This is a genomic window from Streptomyces sp. CB01881 (assembly GCF_002953255.1).
Taxonomy (GTDB): Bacteria; Actinomycetota; Actinomycetes; order Streptomycetales; family Streptomycetaceae; genus Kitasatospora.
On sequence record NZ_CP026498.1, the window covers coordinates 6,577,491 to 6,596,116 of the forward strand.

Consider the following 18,626-nt stretch of genomic DNA (forward strand, 5'->3'; position numbering starts at 1 on the left):
TTCGGGGAGTTCGGGGAGTAGGGGCGGTCCGGGCGGAGGCGGTCGGGGCGTTCAGCCCCGGACACGGCGGGTGGCGCGGGCGTACTGCGCGCGGCCGACGGCGTACCAGAGCAGTCGGGCGGGGAGCGGCAGGCCGCCGAGGATCGCCGAGCGTTCGGCCGCGTCGGCCTCCTCAAGGACCATGCCGAGGAAGAACAGCAGCTTGGGTTTGGGCGTGTTGGCCAGGAAGTGCTCGCCCATCGCGTTCCATTCGTGCAGCCACAAGTGCTGTGCCGCGAGCGGGAGCAGTGAGGTCTCCTCCTCGTCGAGGTGCTCGACGAGGACCACGCGGTGCTCGGCGAGGGCGGCGGTGAGCGCGTCGCGTTCCGCCTCTCCGGCCCCCGACTCCCAAGCGGCAAGGGCTGCTCCGGCCGCCGCGAGGGTGGCGGCGACGCGTTCGTGCTGGGCCTCCATCCGCAGGACGAGGTCGGCTTCGAGGTCGACCCGGGCCAGCAGCGGAGGCCACAGGAACGCGTCCTCGCCGTGGTGGTGGTTGCTCAATCCGAGCCGGTAGTCACGGAAATGGTCCGCCAGAACACGGGCGCGGGCGGTGTCCCCGGGAGCCGCGGCGGCGATCAGCTCGATGAGCAGTCGTGACTCGCGGCGCATTCCGCGGTGGATGACCACCATCTCCCGGGTGTTCGGGCGGGTCTGCACGGGTGCGTTCGTGGTGTCCATGCGAGAAGCCTCGCCGGGGGCTCCTGGAGGGCGCTTGGAAGCGACTTGGAGGAGAGCGGGCCCTCTACGATGTGCCTGGTGATGGTCTCCATACACGTGCTCGGCTCCTTCACGGCCGAGTGGAACGGCGGTCCCGTCCCGCTCGGCGGCCGACGGCAGCGCGCGGTCCTGGCCCGGCTGGCGGTGGCGCGCGGCGCGGTCGTCTCGGTCGACCGAATGGTCGAGGAGATCTGGCAAGGGGCCCCGCCCGCACGGGCGGTGACGTCATTGCAGGCTTACGTGTCGAACCTGCGACGGCTGCTGGAGCCCGGCAGGGCACCACGCACTCCGGCCACCCTGCTGGTCAGCGCACCACCCGGGTACGCGCTGCGCCTGCCCGACGGCGCCGTCGACGCCTGGCGGTTCGAGCGGCTGCTGGGGGAGGCGCGCGAGGTCGCGCAGCGGCAGCCGGAGACCGCGCGGCGTCTGCTCGGCGAGGCGCTGTCGCTGTGGCAGGGCGCGGCGTACGCCGAGTTCGTCGACGAGTCCTGGGCCCGTGCCGAGGTCGCCCGTCTGGACGAGCTGCGACTGGTCGCGCGCGAGCTGAACGTGGTCGCCGGACTGAGGTCGGAACAGGCCGCCGTGACCGTTCCCGAGGCCGAACTGCTCACGCTCGACGAGCCGTTGCGGGAGGAAGGCTGGCGGCTGCACGCGCTGGCGCTGTGGGCCGCGGGCCGGCAGGCCGACGCGCTGGCGACGCTGCGCCGGGCCCGCGCGGTCCTGGCGGCCGAGGTGGGTCTCGACCCGGGGCCCGCGCTGAACGAGCTCGAAGCGGCCATCCTGGGCGGTCGCACCGCGGTGCTGCGGACCGCGACGGCGGCTCCGCAGCACCGGCCGCCGACCCCGCCCGAAGGCCGGAACATCCCGGCACCGTCTGGCCGACCCGCCACCGGCACGCGCCTGTTCGTCGGCCGCGAGGCCGAATTCGCCCGGCTGGTGGAGGCCGCCGGCCGGGCGGCCACCGCGGGGCCCGGGGTCGCGCTGGTCACCGGCGAGGCGGGCCTCGGAAAGTCGGAGCTGCTGGAGCGGCTCGGCGAGCGGCTCCGTGGTGACGGCTGGCTGGTCGCGGTCGGCCAGGCCACCGACGACGAGGGCGCGCCACCGGCGTGGCCCTGGGTGGCGGCGCTGCGGACGATCGCCGCCGCCGCGCCACCCCCGGCCGAGTCCACCGAGGTCCTGGCCCCGCTGCTGTCCGACCGCGCATCCGGCCAGGGCCCCGAGGAGGACGTGGCCGCCGGCCGGTTCCGCCTGAACCGCGCGGTGTCGCAGTGGCTCGCGGCGGTGTCCCGCGAGCGGCCGTTGGCCGTGCTGCTGGACGACCTGCACTGGGCCGACGCCGAGACGCTCGCCCTGCTGACCGGCCTGACCGACCTGCCCCCGGGGACACCGGTCCTGGTCGTGGCCGCCTACCGTCCGAACGAGATCGAGGGCCCGCTCACGGACCAGCTCGCCGTGCTCGCGGGGCGGTCGCCGCTGCGGCTGCCGCTGCCGGGGCTGCCCGCGTCGGCCGTCGCCGAGGTGATCAAGGCGGTGGGTACCGGGCCGGTGGACACCGGGACGGTCGCCGCGCTCGCCGAACGCACCGGCGGAAACCCCTTCTACGTGTGGGAGAGCGCCCGACTGCTCAGCAGCGAAGGTGCGTTGGTGGCCCTGTCCGAGGTGCCGGAGGGAGTCCGGGACGTGGTGCGCCGCAGGCTCGGGCGTCTCCCCGAGGCGGGGGTGGCGGTGCTGCGGCTGGCCGCGGTCGTCGGGCGTGAGGCGGACGTCGAGCTGCTGGTCGGCGCTGCGGACACCGACGAGGACGGAGTCCTGGGCGCGCTGGACGCCGGGCTGGTCGCCGGGCTGCTGACCGAGCCCGCCCCGGGCCGCGTCCGGTTCACGCACGCGCTGGTACGCGACACACTGCTCGCCGATCTGAGCGGCCTGCGGGCCAGGCGCATGCACGGGCGGATCGCGGCCGGCCTGGAGCGGCTCGGTTCGAGTGATGTGTCCGCGCTGGCCCACCACTTCGCGCGGGCGGCGGCATCGGCCACGGCCGCCAAGGGCGTTCACTACGGCCTGCGCGCGGCCGACCTGGCGGCCGCCCGCTACGCCCACGACGCGGCGGCCGATCTGCTCGCCGCGGCGCTGGACTGCTTCGACCGGACCCCGGTCGGCCCGTCGGGGGACCGGGCGGCAGAACGCGTCGACCTGTTGGGGAGGCTGCTGCGCGCCCAGGTGCGGGCCGGGGCGGTCATGGCCGCCCGCGCGACCCGGCAGCGGGCGATCGAGTGCGCGGTCGGCACCGGACGGAGCGAGCTGGTGGTCCGCGCGCTCACCGCGTGGTCCGAACCCACGCCGTGGCAGACCCGGCCGTACGACACGGTCGACGAGCCCGTCGTCGCGCTGCTCGGCCGGTCGCTGGACCTGCCGGATCTGGAACCCGCCGCCCGGTGCGGGCTGCTGCTCGCCTACTGCGCCGAGCTGTCCGACGAGCGGAACCCGCGGGTGCGGGCCGCGGCCGAGGAAGCCGTGGAGATCGCAACGGCCCTGGGGGATCCAGGCCTTCGCGCGAGGGCGCTCGCGGCGCTGCTCCGCGAGCTCGACATCGAGCACGAGGGACGCGAGCCGGCGGTGCGGAGCGAGGAGCTCGTCCGGCTCGCCACCGAGCACGACCTCCCTGCCTTCCGCTGGTTCGGTCTGTTCAGCCTGTCGACCGCCGCCGCCGCCGAAGGCGATGTCGCCGGTGCTTACGGCCACATCGACACGTGCGTGGAACTGGCCCGGGCCTACCGGATGCCGGGGCCCGTCGTGGTCGGTCAGACCGCGCTGGCGACGCGAGCGCTGATCGAAGGGCGCACCGAGGACGCCGAGGAGCTGTACGCCGAAGCCACCGCCGGGATGGCCAGGCAGGGCTCTCCGCACGCCGACGGCTTCCTGCAGATCGCGACGGCGACGGTCCGGGCCGCCCAGGGAAGGCTCGGCGAGTTCGTCCCGCAGGCCCGGCAGCTGACCGAGGAGTACGGCCCGCCGATGGCGGACCTGCTCGCGGCGGCCCTGTGCGCCGCCGGGCAGCAGGACGAGGCCCGCACCATCCTCGCCCGGGTCGGGCCGCTGCGCACGGACTACCTCCTCAAGGTCTTCGCGACCTTCCGTGCGATGGCCACGGTGGCGCTCGGTGAGAAGGAGCTGGCCTCCGAGCTGTACCTCACCCTGCTCCCCCACCGTGACGCGCCTCCGCCCTCCTCGGGCTTCACCCTGGCGATCCGCCCGGTCGCGTACACGCTCGGCGAACTCGCCCGTCTGCTCGGCCGCGACGCCGAGGCAGCCGGGCACTTCGCGCACGCCGCCGGCATCGCCGAACGGTGGAGCACCGCTCTGGGGCATGGCAGCAGCGGCTGACCGGGGTCGTGGAAGGCGGTTGTGGGCGCTGGTCACCTCGGTCAAGCATCGTTCACCCATCGCACGCTGAACTGCGAGAACTCAGGCGAGCAGGGGGAGACGAGTCAGATCTCCTCGACCGCGACGCGCGGATGGCACAGCCGGCGCAGGTCGTCGGCGTCACTGGTCACGACGGTCACGTCGCCGTGTTCCAGATGAGCGGTGGCCGCGAGCATCGCGTCGATGGCGTACTTGTGCCCGTGCACCCCTTCGGCCACCAGCAACTTGCTTGCGGCACGGGCGATCTCCTCCGTGATGGGCCGCACCTTGGTCAGGGAGACGGCGTGATCGAACGCCGCCTGGGGGACCTTGGGATCGCGCGCCTCCACCAGGGTGGCCGCACTCGTCACCACCAGGAGATCGAGTGTGCGGGCAACGTCCAGCCATACGGCCATGTCCCGGTGCCGGCGGGAGAGCTTGGAGAGCGCCTCGCTGTCGAGAACGAGGGTGCCGCTCACGCGGCGTCCGCCGGAGCACCGTCTCCGCGGTGAGCGGCGTGGTGCGCACGGATGCGCTCGGCCTTGGCCGCCACCTCTGCCGGGTCAACCGGCCCGTGCTCGGCCTCGGCGCCCGCAATGTACTCGTCGATGGCCTCGCGCTGGAGCTGCCTCTGCACGGCTTCCTCGATGTACGAGGAGACGCCCTGCTTCCCGGCGCGTGCGCGGATCGCTTCCAGGGTCTCCGCGCGCAGAGAGATGCTGGTGACTCGGGTCTTGCCGGGGCGGGAGGAGTCCATGGCGAAAGTGTATGACATCATGTGTGATCGCCGCGGGCTGTTCTCGCCCCGGCATTCACAAAGCGGCCGACGAGGCTCCCGTAGGGTCGAGTTCATGCGACTGAGCACGGTGATCCCCCCGGCACGTCCGCCGGGCCGCGCGGGTCGCCGTGGGTGACCCAGCCCTGCCCGTACTCGGCCGCCGGCTTCAGCCCGCGCGGGCCGGTGGCGGCTTCAGCCCGCGCGGGCCGGTGGCGGCGACGTGGAAGGAGACCCGCGGGGTCTGCACGCAGCCGGGGATGTTCCTGGCCTCGACCGCGCTGCAGTAGGTGCCGTGTCGGGTGGTTCGGGGCCCGCTCCGCCCGGCGGTGCGGGCGGAGCGGGCCGCCGTTCAGGAGGAGAGGCGGTTCAGTGCTGCGGTGGCGGTGCCTTCGACGGAGCCGGCCTGGCCGGTGACCTCGACGATGGCGACCTTGGTGCCGCTGCGCAGGACCGCGACCCCGCCGGCGACGCCGCCGTCGCCGTTGTAGGCCGGGTACCAGCGGGCGGTGCCGCCGGTGACGGTCAGGGTGTGGGCCGCGCCGTAGTGCCAGTGGCCGGCGGGCTCGTCCTGGCAGTCCTGGACGAGCGCGACGAGCTGCTTCTCCCAGGCGTCGGCCGCGGTCCCGGTGGGGGCGCTCGCGGCCGACTCCCGCAGCATGCCGTGGTTGTCGAAGGTCCAGTTCACGGACGCGTACGCGGTGGCCTGGCCCTTGGTCAGGTCGCGCATCGTCTCCTCGCCGGAGCACGCGGACAGCGCGTCGCGTCCGGTCAGCTCAATGGTCGCGCCGACCGGGGTCATGCCCTTCTGGAAGTCCTCGCTCTGGACGAGGTGGGCGGAGCCGAGTCCGGGCGCCGCGACCGCAGCCGGGCGGGCACCGTTGTGCGCGGCCCCGGCGGCGGTGGCCGACTGGGTGCCGACGACGCCGGCCATGATCAGCGCGGCGGCGAAGCAGGCCGCGGCGGCGACCCGGTTGCGGCGAACGGACTTCTGCTGGACGGTCTGGTTCTCGGTCATCTGGTCCCCCTGCTGGTCGGGACGCCTGCTGCGTCCTCGTACAACCGGGGAGATGCCGCCGGAGGAGGGAAAGTTGGAGCCCTGACCGGCTGTTTCACAGCTGTGACAGAGTGGTCCTGACGACGCGGTCCATCGCGGCCGTGCCCAGGCAGGCATGGACCTCCAGCACCCCGTAGTGGTTGCCGCTGCGCAGCACGGCGATGCCGCCGCAGGGCTCCTTGCCCTCGGGCGCTCTGCCGGTGGTGTTGAACGATCCCTGGTAGTAGCCCATCCAGCTCGCGGTGACGTCGGGGGCGAGCTGCAGCGTCGTGGTCCTTCCGTAGACCCAGTGCCCTGGCGGTTCCTCCTGGCAGGGCACCTCCTCCAGCAGCAGGCGTTCGGTGAAGTTCTGCGCCCGGGAAGGACTCGGGGCCTCGGCGGCGACCTCGCGGGCGACCTGGCCGTCGCGGTCGGCGGCCACCGTGGGGTCGTCCGGGTCGGTTCGGGGGCTGGTCATCAGCCCGCGGAAGTGGGCACCGCGCCCGCCCAGGGTCTGAGTGAGGGTCTTCTCGCCGGTGCAGGCCGCGTTGGCGTAAGCCCCGTCGCCGTACCGGTCGGTGACGTGGATCCGCCCGATGCCGAACTCCGGGCTGAACGCCGCGGGTTCCAGAAGGTTCGCGGTCGTCACCGGCCCGGTCGCACCGGTCGGCGAGGCGAAGCCGGAGCCGGAGGCCGAGGCCGAGGTCGCGGGCGTCGGGACGGGCCCGCCGGGCGTCGCGAGAGCGGACGCGCCCTGGGATGCCCCGCCGACCACGGCACCCGACCGCGCTGCCGGGTGCGCGGTAGCGCCGGGGGGCGGTGGCAGGACGAACCGGCCGGTCGCCAGCCCGAGCGCGGCGGCTGCCACCAGGGCGGCGACGGCGGACCGGGGCCGGACGACGGCGTGGCCGCCGCCCGCCGCGGGACCGCCGTTCACAGACCGGTGACCAGGCGCTCGCGCATGAAGCGGCGGGCCTGGTGGATACGGTCCTTGACCGTGCCCAACGGGGCGTCCAGCTCCTCGGCCACCTGGACGTAGGTCAGGTCGCCCAGGTCGCGCAGCACGAAGGACTCCACCAGGGTGGGGTGCTGCTGCTCCAGCGCGGCCAGCGCCTCCATCAGGTCGAGCCGGGTCCCGGCGATGACGCTGGTGGTTCGCGGGTCGACGGACTCGGGGAGGTCGGCGTGGCTGTCCTCGGCGCGCCGGCGCATCGAGCGGTAGGTCGACCGGGCGGCGTTCGAGGCGATCACCGTCACCCAGCCCAGGAAGGAGCCGTGGCCGCCGTACTCGCCCAGGTGTGTGCTGATGGACAGGAGCGCGTCCTGTGCGGCCTCCTCCGCATCGGCGTGGTGGGGCAGGAATCGCGAGCAGCGACGCAGCACCACCGGCCGCAGCTTGGCCAGCAGGTATTCCCTCGACCCCTGGTCCCCCGCCTGAGCAGCCGCCACGAGCCGTTCCAGCTCACCTTCCTCGAACACCCGGATCCCCCGTTTCGTCCCGCCTGGCATCCCACCCCGCCGAACGGGAGTTCCGCACTCCCCCCGACTCCGGCAGAATGCTGCCACATGCACAAGCTCGGCCGTTATCTTCTCCTGGAGCGGCTCGGCGCCGGCTCCTTCGCGACGGTCTGGAAGGCCTACGATCCGGAGCTCGACACCGAGGTCGCGGTGAAGGTGCTGGCCGAGAACTGGGCTGCCAACGCCGATGTGCGCGAGCGGTTCCTGGCGGAGGCGAGGCTGCTGCGCCGCATCGCCAGCCCGCGGGTGGTCCGGGTGCACGACGTCGGGGTGCAGGAGGACCGGCCCTACTTCGTCATGGACCACGTACGCGGCGGCACCCTGGCGGACCAGGTCGGGCAGTGCGACCCGCAGGAGGCACTGCGGCTGGCCGCGGAGGCGGGCTACGCGGTCCAGGTCCTGCACGAGGCGGGCGTGGTGCACCGCGACGTCAAGCCGTCCAACCTTCTGCTCGCCACCGGCCCTGCGCCCGCCGCGGTGCTGGTGGCGGATCTGGGCAGCGCGAAACAGCTGGCCGACGCATCCGGGCTGACGGTGACCACGGGCACGCCCGCGTACATGGCACCGGAACAGGCCTTCCAGACCGGCGGGATCGACGGGAGAGCCGACGTGTACGCGTTGGCCGTCGTGGCCTACGAGCTGCTGACCGGGCAGAAGCCGTTCGGCCCGGGCGGACGCGCCACAGCCCTGATGACCGACCAGCCGACCGCCTGGACGCTGCCGGCGCTCCCAGCCGGAGCGGAGCTCCCACCGAACGTCGCCCTGCTGCTACGGACCGCGATGTCCGTCGAGCCGACGGACCGACCTCCGACCGCCCGGGCCTTCGCAGACGCGCTGCTGGCTCCGGTCCCGCAGTCCCGGCCCCCGGGGCCCGTCCGGGAAGGCCCCGGGTGGCTGACCCCGCGCGCGGTCTGTCTGGCGTCGGGCGCGGTGTTCACGGCGACGACCCTGCTGAGCTGGCTGCAGCGTTGAATCCGGCAGGGAGCCGGTCCGCACCGGCGGTCGTGTCCTGGAGAGGAATCCGGCCGCGAACGCGTGAAGGATCCCGGTTCTCTTCGTCACCGGACGGGCGGACCGAAGCGCTTCACAGAACGTGCTCGATCCTCATGCGTTCCAGGGGGTCGGGCCGGTCGGCGGCGCACCGTAGTCCGAGCTGCGGCGGCACCGGCCTCGCGAGGTCCGCCGAAAGCACGGGTGGTCATGGGGCCGGCGGAGAACCGGTTCCGCCGAGGGGCGGGGTTCAGCCGCGGACGGCTGTCACCAGCCAGGCCGCAGTGCGCAGGTGGACGCCGGAGTCGCGCTCGTGGGCCCGGAACCGCCGGGTGAGGGTTGCGCGCGCCTGCTCGGCCGCGTCCTCGTCGAGCTGGTCGAAGAGGTGCTGCGCGGGGCCCGTGCTCAGGGCGAACGCGGCCGCGTCCGAGGCATCGCGACCCCAGAACCCGTCCGCGTCGACGGCCTCGACATTGACGGCGTCGAATCCGGCGGAGGCGAGGACCGTCCGGACCCGGTCGGGGTCGGCGAAGGAGAACATGCCGGGCTCGGCGTCGCGAGCGGGCGCAGGTGCAGGCGCCGGAGCGAGATCGGCCAGTACGGTGAACAGTTGGACCCAGTCGGAGCGGGCCGGCTCGGCCATGCACACGAAGGCGAGGCGGCCGCCGGGGCGCAGGGCGCCCGCGATGTTGGCGAACGCCGCGATCGGGTCCGCGAAGAACATGACGCCGAAACGGCTGAGGGCCACGTCGAAGGTGCCGGACGGCAGGGGATGCACCTGCGCGTCCCCTTGCTGGAATTCCAGGTTCGCGAGGTTCTCCTCTGCGGCCAGGGCCCGCGCCCGGGCCAGCATGGGCCCGGAGAGGTCGAGGCCCAGCACGGAGCCGCGCCGGGCCGCACGGGCGGCGAGCCTGCTGCTCTGCCCGGCGCCGCAGCCGATGTCGAGCACCCTGGCCTCCGGCCGGATGGCCGCCGCGGTCAGCAGTGGATCGTTGAAGCCCTGGTTCACCGCGTTCCAGCGGTCGGTGTGCTCGCTCCAGTGACGGCCCTCGTCGCCGTTCCAGGCCTGGGACTGCTCGGTGTTGACGATCGCTTCCATCAGCTCGACTCCCGGTGCGTGCGTCGTTGGCGTGGCGTGCCGCGGTCTAGTATGGGCGCCCGCCCATAAAAGTATGGGCACTTGCCCATACTGGCAAGTGCCTTTCAGGAGGCAACCGTTGTCACCCCGAGGTGTGGCCGTACCGAACGTCCGGGAGCGGCTCTTCGAGGCCGCCGAACGCGTGCTGGAGCGCGACGGCCCGGCCGCGCTGACGAACCGGGCCATCACCGAGGAGGCAGGCTGCGCCAAGGGCCTGCTGTACAACCACTTCACCGACCTGGACGACTTCGTCGCACAGCTCGTGCTGAACCGGTTCCAGCGGGTGGTGGACGGGCTGGCCCCCCTGCCCGCCCGAGCGGGCACGGGCGACGTGCTCGACAACCTGGTCCAGGCGGCCCGGACGCTCCTCGGATCAAACGGCCCGGCACTCGCCGCGGCAGCCATGTCCCGATCACGGGCGACCATCCACGTCAGGCAGGAGTGGGCCGGCGGAGCGGCCGGACCGGCCTCGGCGGAGGAACTGCTCACCGGCTACCTGGAAGCGGAGCAAAAGCTCGGCCGGGTCTCCGGAACGGCCGACTGCGCCATGCTCGGGCTGGCGATCGCGGGCACCGTCCACCACCTGGTGATGACCGGCGCCGCAGTCGGCGAGGAGGGAGGCCGGCTTGTCGCACGGCTGGTCACCGCCGTCGCCGCCGGTGCGGTGGCTCCTCCTCCGTGATCCCGGTCCGCCCGGCCCCGGACTGCACGGAGCAGGTCGCCGGGAGAGAGGAGGTGACGACCGCAGGTGCCGCGCGCGTCAGGGCCACCCTGCACTCCGCCACGGCGGGCGGGCGGCCTGCGCCAACCGCTGCCCGAGTGGCGCGCATCGGCGCACAGCCGGCGCGTCCGGCCAGGGTCGGTGGCATGCGTCTGAGCACGGTGATCCTCCCCATCCACCGATGGGCCGAAGGACAGAAGATCTGACGGCGGGCCGAGGACCTCGGCTTCCACGCCGCGTACACCTACGACCACCTGTCCTGGCAGTCCTTCCGGGACGAGCCGTGGTTCGGCTCCGTCCCGACCCTGACGGCGGCCGCGACGGCCACCGAGCGGATCCGCCTCGGCCCCTCGTGACCTCGGTCAATCCTTTTCACCCATCGCAGCCTGACCTGCGATGTTTCGCCGGTTCAGCCCCTGATGCCACTATCCCTGCGAGTCGGCGGGCCAGAACTTGGGCGGGGCGCTGGCAGGATCCACGATCCGCAGCGGCTTTGCTGGGACGGGTCGACCGCATTCAGCGAGATCAGACGCTGGCCGTCCGCCTGCTACATGCTCGACGACGTGGTGCTTCAGGAGCAGCCGCACGATCCGTGCCATGGGAAGCGGCACATTCTCGTCGAGCAGCAGCTTCAAGACGCTGCCTGCCGGATTTCCGCGTCCTCGTAACTGTCGACATAGTCGGCGGCAGCCAGTTTGGGCTCGTACGACATGCGGCACCTCCTTGGCTCCGGACGACGATCCGACGCTACTTCATCGTCCCGTACCGGCATCAGGCTCGCCAGCATTTCACGCGGATGAGGTCGCCGAGACGCGCCCCGCTCTCGTGAGCTTCCGCCGTCGGCCGCCGGCGGCGAGCTCGCTGAGGCGCTCGCCGATCACGGAAACTCCGGGGCGGGGCTCCTGGGCGTAGTACCAGGGCTTGCGTCGCCGCAGCAGTTCCTCGCCGTGCTCGATCCAGGTGAATTCGGGTTTCCTCAGCAGCTTCCGGAACACCGCATCGGCGGCTTCCGGGTAGGCGGCGACCAGTCGGCGGATCGGGAGCGGCGCGATCGACTCTTCGCGCAGGTACGTGCGCAGGCGGTCCTGGTACTGCCTGCGGCCCGCGAGGGCCGGGTCGGCGAAGAGGTCCTGCAGGAGCCCGTAGTCCGCGTAGAAGTTGAGTCCGTCGACCTCGTCGTAGATGACACCGACGGTGTCCGAGTCCGCGAGGTCCTGCGGCAGTTCGAAGGCCGGGAAGTCGAGGCCCGGAAGCTGCCTGCCTCGCGCACGGTCAGGGTGCTCGGCGATGGCGATCTCCTGCCGGTGCCGGTAGTAGGCGTTGAGGTGCTTCTCGGCTTCGGCTGGGGGAAGGACCAGTTCGTCGGCGCCGGAGAACTCGACGAACGCGGCCCGGTCCTCCCGCATCCGCTCCCATCCCTGCTCGATCTTCTCGGGGTTGCGGAAGACCAGTTCGGGTTGGCTGGTGGCCAGTTGGAGCGCGGCCCGGGCGATCTCGGTGGCGCTGGACTTCGGGTAGGACGACATTATCCCGGAGATCAGCCACACACCGTCGGCCGAGTGGACGGGCACCAGGCAGGTGAGGAGGAAGCCTCCCTTGGAGACTCCACGGAAGGCCCTCGACCCGACGTTCGAGTACACGCGGTACTCCAAGTCATCGACCAGGTTCAGCAGGATGACCGCATCCCCGTCCTTGCGCCGGATCTCGAAGATGCCCTCGACCGGGTCACGCCAGCCGAGCAGCATTTCCCGATCGACCTCACTCAAGTCCCGCCGTGACGCGACGAATCGGTCCACCACGGTCGCACCGTCCGGCAGGCGGTACCGCAGGATGAAGTGGTCGATGATCTGGACCGCTTCACCCTCGTCCAGCAGCCGCTCCGGGCCCGCGGCCTCAAGCAGGAGCGGAGTCAGCCACCGGTCGAAGCGCGCGCTCTGCCCGAAGCTGACCAGATCCCCCTTCAACTCGGCGCTGCGCTCGATGAGATCGCTGAGCGAGCGCTCATCGATGCCGTGATTTGCGTCCCGTACGGCGATCGCCACGTTGTGCCTTCCCCTGCAAGCCGGTTCCGAAGAGATGTGCGAGCCGCTCAGCCGGCCCAGTACCGGTAGGCCTCGATCCACTCGGCGCCGCCCGGGGCAGGGGTCGGCATCGGCAGGTCCAGGATCCCGATGCTCTGTCGATCGGGCCCGCGAGAGCACAGTGCGACGATCCGGCCGTCCTGGCCGAGGTCGACTCTGCGCACGGTCATCTCGACCCCGAGAACCGTCGCGTTGAACGGCACCGCGAGGTTCTCCTCGATCATGGTGAACAGGCCGGTCAGCTGCTCGTCCTCGGTGTAGGCGTCGACGGTAGCCTCATCGACCATGGCCTCAAGCTCGGCTTCACCCAGAACATCCATGGCGCCACGTTAGCGGCCACGCAGGTGACGTCACCGCGGGTTGCCCGAACCTCACCCGCCGGAGCGAACGCGTAGGGTCACCGGTATGCGTCTGAGCACAGTGATCCTCCCCATCCACCGGTGGAACGAGGGCCAGAAGATCTGGCGGCGGGCCGAGGACCTCGGGTTCCACGCCGCGTACACCTACGACCACCTGTCCTGGCGGTCCTTCCGGGACGAGCCGTGGTTCGGCTCCGTCCCGACCCTGACGGCGGCCGCGACGGCCACCGAGCGGATCCGCCTCGGCACCCTCGTGACCTCGCCGAACTTCCGCCACCCCGTGACCCTGGCGAAGGAGCTGATCACGCTGGACGACGTGTCCGGCGGGCGGGTGACGCTGGGGATCGGGGCCGGCGGGACGGGGTTCGACGCGACGGCGACGGGCCAGGAGGCGTGGTCGCCGAAGGAGCGGGCGGACCGGTTCGGGGAGTTCCTGCCGCTGCTGGACGAGCTGCTGCGCACCGACGCCACGACCCGCGAGGGCACGTACTACTCGGCGGTCGAGGCGCGGAACATCCCCGGCTGCGTGCAGACGCCGCGGGTGCCGTTCTACGTGGCGGCGACCGGCCCGCGCGGGCTGAGGCTCGCGGCCGAGTACGGCCAGGGCTGGGTGACGTACGGCGACCCGCGCGGGCCGGCGGACGTGCCGGTGGAGCAGGCGCCCGAGGTGATCGCGAAGCAGATCGAGAAGCTGACGGTGGCCTGCGAGGCGACCGGGCGGGACGTGGCGACGCTGGAGAAGGTGCTGCTCCAGGGCTCGACGGCGGAGAAGCCGCTGCAGTCGGTGGGCGCGTTCGTGGACTGGGCCGGCCGCTACCGGGAGCTGGGCATCACCGAGTTGGTGATCCACTGGCCGGTCCCCGACTCGATCTTCGAGAACGACCTCGCCGTCTTCGAGGAGATCGCCACCGAGGGCCTGGCCCAGCTGGGCTGACCGGCCCGGGCCGACCGACCGGACGGAGCGCTCACCCCCCCCGGGGTGGGCGCTCCGTCCGCGTTTCCGGTCCGGGAGGACGCCTCCGCGCGGCGCCCCGGACCGCGCCCCGGCCCGCCGACAGGGGTCCGACAGGGGTCCGACGGGGTGGACCCGATGGGGTGGGTGCGATGGATAGGGCGTGGATAGGCGGGTGGTAGCGGCGCCGGTTCGGGCGGATAGCAGGGGCCGGGAGAGTGGTGCTCACCAAGGCGACCTCCGCCGAATCGTGAGGACACTCAAGATGATCGAATACCAGACCCGCCCGGCGTCGAGGGGGGCGACGTCCCCTGATGCCGCCGTCGATGCCGCCGTGCTCAGCACGGTCGTCAAGCGCTTCACCAGCGCCAAGGGCGAGGAGTTCACCGCCGTGAACGGGCTGGATCTGCGGATCCGGCGCGGCGAGGTGGTGGCGTTCCTCGGGCCGAACGGCGCCGGCAAGACGACCACCATCGACATGCTGCTGGGGCTGACCCGCCCGGACTCGGGGCAGGTGCAGCTCTTCGGGCAGGCGCCGCAGCAGGCGGTGCGGGCCGGGAAGGTGGCGGCCGTCCTGCAGTCGGGCGGACTGCTGCCCGACCTCACCATCGGGGCCACGGTGCACATGCTGGCCTCGCTCCACCCGGGTGCCGACCCGGAGCGCTGCATGGCCCGGGCCGGCATCGGAGAGCTGCGCAACCGCCGGGCGTCGGCGTGTTCGGGCGGTGAGCAGCAGCGGCTGCGGTTCGCGGTCGCCCTGCTGTCGAACCCCGAGTTCCTGGTGCTGGACGAGCCGACGGCCGGGATGGACGTCGCGGCCCGCCGGGACTTCTGGGCCGCCGTCCGCGAGGACGCGGCGCGCGGGATGACCGTCATGTTCGCCACGCACTACATGGAGGAGGCGGACCAGTTCGCCGACCGGGTGGTGATGATCAACAAGGGGTCGGTGGTGGCCGACGGTTCGGCCTCGTCGATCCGGGCCGCGATCAGCGGACGCACGGTTTCCGCCCTGATCAGCCCGTACGAGGCGGAGCTGGTGGCGAGGTCCGCCGGTGTCCGGTCCGCCACCACGCGCGGTGACCGGTCCTTCTTCAACTGCACCGACTCGGACGCCCTGTTGCGGGTGCTGGTCAACGAGACGTCGGCGACCGAGATCGAGGTCGCCCCGCGCAGTCTCGAAGAGGCCTTCATGGCCATCACCAACAACGGCCGCTCCGTCCAGAAGGGGATCTGATGGCCGCCCTCTCGGCGCCGGGCACCCGCCCGAGCTCCTCGCCGTTCGCCGGCGTGAACCCGACCTTCGTCCGCTACGAGCTGCGGCGGCGGTTCAACCGCCAGACCACGATCTTCACGGTGCTGCTGCCGGCCGTCCTCTACCTCGCCCTCTTCCGGACGAGCCCGAACAACGCGACGCTGCCGCACGGCAACTTCGCCGCCTGGATGATGATCGGCCTGGCCGTGTACGGCGCCGCGACGGCGGCCGTCAGCTCGGCGGCCACCATCTCGGTGGAGAAGTCGGTGGGCTGGATGCGCACGATCGCGCTGAGCCCGCTCACGCCGCCCGGGTACCTGCTGGTCAAGGTGGCCTGCTCGGTCCTGATGGCGGGCGTGCCGGTGGCCATCGTCGGGGTGCTGGGGGTCGCCACCGGCGCGCACGCCGACGCCGGCGTCTGGGTGACGTCGCTGCTGGTCGCCTGGTTCGGTGCGGCGGTGTTCGCCGCACTGGGCATCGGGATGGGGCTGGCCCTGAAGCCCGACGTGGTGATGCACATGCCCGGCCTGACCATGACCGCGCTCGCCTTCCTCGGCAACCTGTTCATCCCGCTCAGCGGGACCATGCTGGAGGTCTCGCGGTTCACCCCGATGTACGGGGTGGCGACCCTGGCCCGCTACCCGCTCACCGACGGGTACTCGTTCAGCGGGGAGCACTCCAGCGTGGCGGGTGCCGTCTTCAACCTCGTCGCCTGGTTCGCCGGCTTCTCGTTCATGGCGATCCGCCGCTTCAGCAGGAGCACCGGCCGGCAGTAGCCGCCGCCCCACGGTCACCGCACCACCCGCTCCGACAGCGCGCCACCACCACCCGCTTCGGCGGCGCACCACCACCCGCACCACCACCGACACCGCACCGGACGCAGAGCGCCGTGCGAAGGGCACCAAACACGAAAGGGGGATAGAACAAATGTTCGCATTCATTGCGCCGGGCCAGGGCTCCCAGACCCCTGGGATGCTGGCCGGCTGGCTGCGGGACCCGGTCCACGCGGAACGCGTACGGGCCTGGTCCGAGGCCGCCGACTGCGACCTGGTCCACCTGGGCACCAAGGCCTCGGCCGCCGAGATCGCCCGGACCGAGAACACCCAGCCCTTGCTGGTCGCCCAGGGCCTGCTGGCGCACGCGGCGCTGGACCGGGCGACGCCCGAGGGCAGTGCGGTGGCGGCCGGCCACTCGGTCGGCGAACTCACCGCGGCCGTGTTCGCCGGGGTGCTGACCGCCGCCGACGCCGTCCGGCTGGCCGCCGTCCGCGGCCGGGCCATGGCGGCGGCCTGCGCCGAAGCACCCACCTCGATGGCCGCGGTGGTCGGCGGGGAGCAGCCGGACGTACTCGCCCGGCTCGACGAACTCGGCCTCACCGCCGCCACGTTCAACGGCCCCGGCCAGATCGTGGCCGCGGGGCCGACCGAGCGTCTGGAGCAGCTGGCCGCCGCACCGCCGTCCTCGGCGACGGTCAAGCCGCTGCCGGTCGCGGGGGCCTTCCACACCCCGTACATGGAGTCGGCGCGGCAGGCCTTCGCGGCCGCGGCCGGGGCGGTGCACTTCGCCCGGCCGTCCCAGCTCCTGCTCTCGAACGCCGACGGCACCGTGGTCACCTCGCCCGAGGACGTCCGCCGGCGGCTCGTCGACCAGGTGGTGCGGCCGGTCCGCTGGGACCTGTGCCTGCGGACCCTCGCCGAGCTGGCGCCCGAGCTGACGGTCTCGCTGCCGCCGGCCCGCACGCTCGCCAACATCCTCAAGCGTCAGCACCCGGACTTCGAGGTCCTGTCCGTCAACGCGCCCCGGGACCTCACCCGGGCCTACGAGCGGCTCGCCGCCGCCGCCGGAAAGGAGGAGCCCGCTCATGCTGGTGCCTGATCTCCTCGACCACCCACTCGCCGAGCGCGGCGACCACCCCGCGGTGACCGACACCGAGGGCACCCTCGACTACCGCGGGCTCGGCAGCGCCGTGGACCGCGCGGCCGGCTGGCTGCGGGGCCAGGGCGTCACCACCGGCGAGCGGGTCGTCTACGCCGGCGGCAACGACCGTGCCTTCCTCGCCCTCTTCTACGCCACCCTCCGGATCGGCGCGGTCTTCGTGCCGGTGCACCCCGAGCTGACGGACGGCCAGATCGGCCACATCGTCGACGACTGCTCCGCCGCCCTGGCGCTCTGCCCGCCCGCCGCGGGCCGCCTCGCCGGCCGCACCGTGGAGGTGGACCGCGCCTGGGAGGAGATCCTGCGCGGCCCGGAGGACGACTTCCGCGCCGAGCTCCCGGACGACGCCGTCGCGATGCTGATCTACACCTCGGGCACCACCGGCCGGCCGAAGGGCGTGGTCTGCCCGCACCGCCAGATGATCACGGCGGTCGAGGCGGTCAACGCCTGCCTGGGCTACACCGCCGACGACGTCGTCCTGTGCCGGCTGCCGCTCTCCTTCGACTACGGGCTCTACCAGGCCCTGCTCTGCGCGCTGACCGGCGGCACCCTCGTGCTGGCCAAGCGCAGCCACGACGTCGCCCTGCTGCGGACCATCGAGCGGGAGGGCGTGACGGTCGTCCCGCTGGTCCCCTCGCTGGCGCAGATGCTGACCCTGCTCCAGGGCAAGCTCCGCCGTCCGACCAGGGTGCGCCTGTTCACCAACACCGGCGCCCGCCCGGGCCGGGCGGTGATGGCCGAACTGCTGGACGTCTTCCCCGGATCGTCGTTCGCCTCGATGTACGGCATGACCGAGTGCAAGCGCATCTCGATCCTGGACCCGGCCGAGTACACGACCCACCCCGACTCGGTCGGGCGGCCGATCCCCGGCGACCACGTGCGGATCGTGGACGCCGACGGACGGACGGCCGGCCCGCGGACGGTCGGTGAGATCGTCGTCTGGGGCCCGACGGTGATGGCCGGCTACTGGCGCATCCCGATGGACGAGCAGAACCGCTTCGTCCCCCGCGCCGACGGCTCCCTGGAGCTGCACACCGGCGACCGCGGCTACCTCGACGAGGACGGCCGGCTCTACTTCGTCGGCCGCGACGACGACGTGATCAAGCGGCGCGGCATCCGGGTGGCCCTCACCGAGATCGAGGACGCCGCCGAGCGCATCCCCGGGGTGACCGCCGCCGTCGCGCTGCGGCCCGACGCCGAGGGAGCGCCGCTGGCCCTCGCCGTGCAGAGCACCCTGTCGCCGGACGAGATCCGCGCGCTGCTCAAGGGCCGGCTCGACCACGCCCGGATGCCCGACCTCATCGTCCCGATCACCGCGGTGCCGCTGACCGCGAACGGCAAGCCGGACCGCGCGGCCGCCAAGCGCCTGGTCGGCGAGCCGGCCGACGAGCACGGAGCAACGGCCCCCGCGGCCACGACAGTCACACAGCCTCCCTTCGCACAGACGAGGACCATCCATGAACCAGTCGCAGTTTGACCAGCTCGTCGAGCGGATCTGCTCGGTCAAGGTCACCGACCCGCAGACCCCGCTCGTGGACCTGGGCGTGGACTCGCTCCACACCATCGCCCTGGTGATGGCCGTCGAGGAGGAGTTCGGGATCGAGGTCGACCCCGACGCCCTCGCGGACCCCGCACTCGCCTCCCCCGCCGGCCTCCTGCAGTACGTGCAGACGCGGGCCGCCGCCCCGGCCCCGGCCGGGATCTAGGAACCGGG

The 18,626-nt window shown here is 72.6% G+C and carries 18 protein-coding genes and 1 pseudogene; 10 read left to right on the plus strand and 9 right to left on the minus strand.

The window, feature by feature from the left end:
- Positions 1–51: 51 nt before the first annotated feature.
- A complete protein-coding gene (locus tag C2142_RS18530) occupies positions 52–717 on the minus strand; it encodes a hemerythrin domain-containing protein (RefSeq protein WP_206670988.1) in 666 nt (221 codons plus the stop codon).
- An 81-nt stretch (positions 718–798) separates the two neighbouring features.
- Here C2142_RS18530 and C2142_RS18535 point away from each other — a divergent pair, with 81 nt between their 5' ends.
- Complete coding sequence (locus tag C2142_RS18535) at positions 799–4,137, plus strand: BTAD domain-containing putative transcriptional regulator (RefSeq protein ID WP_148644869.1); 3,339 nt, start codon at positions 799–801, stop codon at positions 4,135–4,137.
- Positions 4,138–4,241: 104 nt separating this feature from the next.
- Here the strand turns inward: C2142_RS18535 and C2142_RS18540 are convergent, their stop codons facing one another.
- From C2142_RS18540 to C2142_RS18560, 5 genes are all read right to left on the minus strand, one after another.
- Positions 4,242–4,634, minus strand: coding sequence for a PIN domain-containing protein (locus tag C2142_RS18540; protein ID WP_148643683.1), 393 nt, complete (start codon positions 4,632–4,634; stop codon positions 4,242–4,244).
- A complete protein-coding gene (locus tag C2142_RS18545; RefSeq protein ID WP_241002650.1) occupies positions 4,631–4,912 on the minus strand; it encodes a hypothetical protein in 282 nt (93 codons plus the stop codon). The genes C2142_RS18540 and C2142_RS18545 overlap by 4 nt, the downstream gene beginning before the upstream one ends.
- Positions 4,913–5,282: 370 nt before the next feature.
- Positions 5,283–5,948, minus strand: coding sequence for a hypothetical protein (locus tag C2142_RS18550; RefSeq protein ID WP_148643684.1), 666 nt, complete (start codon positions 5,946–5,948; stop codon positions 5,283–5,285).
- A 94-nt stretch (positions 5,949–6,042) separates the two neighbouring features.
- Positions 6,043–6,903 (minus strand): hypothetical protein, encoded by an 861-nt coding sequence (locus C2142_RS18555; protein WP_148643685.1) that lies wholly within the window; start codon positions 6,901–6,903, stop codon positions 6,043–6,045.
- Complete coding sequence (locus C2142_RS18560) at positions 6,900–7,445, minus strand: RNA polymerase sigma factor (RefSeq protein ID WP_241002651.1); 546 nt, start codon at positions 7,443–7,445, stop codon at positions 6,900–6,902. The genes C2142_RS18555 and C2142_RS18560 overlap by 4 nt, the downstream gene beginning before the upstream one ends.
- Before the next feature lie 87 nt (positions 7,446–7,532).
- Between C2142_RS18560 and C2142_RS18565 the strand changes: the two genes are divergently transcribed.
- Positions 7,533–8,456, plus strand: a complete 924-nt coding sequence (locus C2142_RS18565; protein ID WP_148643687.1) for a serine/threonine-protein kinase — start codon at positions 7,533–7,535, stop codon at positions 8,454–8,456.
- Positions 8,457–8,724: 268 nt separating this feature from the next.
- Here C2142_RS18565 and C2142_RS18570 read toward each other — a convergent pair whose 3' ends face one another.
- Positions 8,725–9,573 (minus strand): class I SAM-dependent methyltransferase, encoded by an 849-nt coding sequence (locus tag C2142_RS18570; protein WP_148643688.1) that lies wholly within the window; start codon positions 9,571–9,573, stop codon positions 8,725–8,727.
- 118 nt (positions 9,574–9,691) lie between these two features.
- Here C2142_RS18570 and C2142_RS18575 point away from each other — a divergent pair, with 118 nt between their 5' ends.
- Together C2142_RS18575 and C2142_RS18580 are read left to right on the plus strand one after the other, a co-directional pair.
- Positions 9,692–10,294, plus strand: coding sequence for a TetR/AcrR family transcriptional regulator (locus tag C2142_RS18575; RefSeq protein ID WP_148643689.1), 603 nt, complete (start codon positions 9,692–9,694; stop codon positions 10,292–10,294).
- Positions 10,295–10,479: 185 nt separating this feature from the next.
- Positions 10,480–10,680, plus strand: a pseudogene (locus C2142_RS18580) (LLM class flavin-dependent oxidoreductase); the annotation flags it as partial.
- Between the two features lie 441 nt (positions 10,681–11,121).
- Here C2142_RS18580 and C2142_RS18585 read toward each other — a convergent pair.
- Entirely contained in the window at positions 11,122–12,375 is a 1,254-nt protein-coding gene (locus C2142_RS18585) for a hypothetical protein (protein ID WP_148643691.1), read from the minus strand.
- 47 nt (positions 12,376–12,422) lie between these two features.
- A complete protein-coding gene (locus tag C2142_RS18590; RefSeq protein WP_241002652.1) occupies positions 12,423–12,701 on the minus strand; it encodes a calcium-binding protein in 279 nt (92 codons plus the stop codon).
- Positions 12,702–12,819: 118 nt separating this feature from the next.
- On the opposite strand from C2142_RS18590, the gene C2142_RS18595 reads away from it, so the two are divergent.
- The 6 genes from C2142_RS18595 (at position 12,820) to C2142_RS18620 (ending at position 18,618) form a co-directional block, all read left to right on the plus strand.
- The gene (locus C2142_RS18595; protein ID WP_148643693.1) at positions 12,820–13,707 is read left to right on the plus strand and encodes an LLM class flavin-dependent oxidoreductase; all 888 of its coding nucleotides are present in this window, start codon (positions 12,820–12,822) and stop codon (positions 13,705–13,707) included.
- Positions 13,708–13,990: 283 nt separating this feature from the next.
- A complete protein-coding gene (locus C2142_RS18600) occupies positions 13,991–14,959 on the plus strand; it encodes an ABC transporter ATP-binding protein (RefSeq protein WP_148643694.1) in 969 nt (322 codons plus the stop codon).
- Complete coding sequence (locus tag C2142_RS18605) at positions 14,959–15,753, plus strand: ABC transporter permease (RefSeq protein ID WP_148643695.1); 795 nt, start codon at positions 14,959–14,961, stop codon at positions 15,751–15,753. The genes C2142_RS18600 and C2142_RS18605 overlap by 1 nt, the downstream gene beginning before the upstream one ends.
- A 151-nt stretch (positions 15,754–15,904) precedes the next feature.
- Complete coding sequence (locus C2142_RS18610; RefSeq protein ID WP_148643696.1) at positions 15,905–16,852, plus strand: ACP S-malonyltransferase; 948 nt, start codon at positions 15,905–15,907, stop codon at positions 16,850–16,852.
- Positions 16,839–18,389, plus strand: a complete 1,551-nt coding sequence (locus tag C2142_RS18615; protein WP_148643697.1) for a class I adenylate-forming enzyme family protein — start codon at positions 16,839–16,841, stop codon at positions 18,387–18,389. The genes C2142_RS18610 and C2142_RS18615 overlap by 14 nt, the downstream gene beginning before the upstream one ends.
- Positions 18,370–18,618, plus strand: coding sequence for an acyl carrier protein (locus C2142_RS18620; protein ID WP_148643698.1), 249 nt, complete (start codon positions 18,370–18,372; stop codon positions 18,616–18,618). Before C2142_RS18615 ends, C2142_RS18620 begins: the two co-directional genes overlap by 20 nt.
- Positions 18,619–18,626 lie beyond the last annotated feature (8 nt).

Bases quoted from the DNA above. Each gene is read 5' to 3' on its own strand.
- C2142_RS18590 (WP_241002652.1), bottom strand. From the start codon at position 12,701: ATGGTCGATGAGGCTACCGTCGACGCCTACACCGAGGACGAGCAGCTG.
- C2142_RS18570 (WP_148643688.1), bottom strand. From the start codon at position 9,573: ATGGAAGCGATCGTCAACACCGAGCAGTCCCAGGCCTGGAACGGCGAC.
- C2142_RS18535 (WP_148644869.1), top strand. From the start codon at position 799: ATGGTCTCCATACACGTGCTCGGCTCCTTCACGGCCGAGTGGAACGGC.
- C2142_RS18615 (WP_148643697.1), top strand. From the start codon at position 16,839: ATGCTGGTGCCTGATCTCCTCGACCACCCACTCGCCGAGCGCGGCGAC.
- C2142_RS18550 (WP_148643684.1), bottom strand. From the start codon at position 5,948: ATGACCGAGAACCAGACCGTCCAGCAGAAGTCCGTTCGCCGCAACCGG.
- C2142_RS18530 (WP_206670988.1), bottom strand. From the start codon at position 717: ATGGACACCACGAACGCACCCGTGCAGACCCGCCCGAACACCCGGGAG.
- C2142_RS18595 (WP_148643693.1), top strand. From the start codon at position 12,820: ATGCGTCTGAGCACAGTGATCCTCCCCATCCACCGGTGGAACGAGGGC.
- C2142_RS18565 (WP_148643687.1), top strand. From the start codon at position 7,533: ATGCACAAGCTCGGCCGTTATCTTCTCCTGGAGCGGCTCGGCGCCGGC.
- C2142_RS18600 (WP_148643694.1), top strand. From the start codon at position 13,991: ATGATCGAATACCAGACCCGCCCGGCGTCGAGGGGGGCGACGTCCCCT.
- C2142_RS18605 (WP_148643695.1), top strand. From the start codon at position 14,959: ATGGCCGCCCTCTCGGCGCCGGGCACCCGCCCGAGCTCCTCGCCGTTC.
- C2142_RS18620 (WP_148643698.1), top strand. From the start codon at position 18,370: ATGAACCAGTCGCAGTTTGACCAGCTCGTCGAGCGGATCTGCTCGGTC.
- C2142_RS18610 (WP_148643696.1), top strand. From the start codon at position 15,905: ATGTTCGCATTCATTGCGCCGGGCCAGGGCTCCCAGACCCCTGGGATG.
- C2142_RS18545 (WP_241002650.1), bottom strand. From the start codon at position 4,912: ATGGACTCCTCCCGCCCCGGCAAGACCCGAGTCACCAGCATCTCTCTG.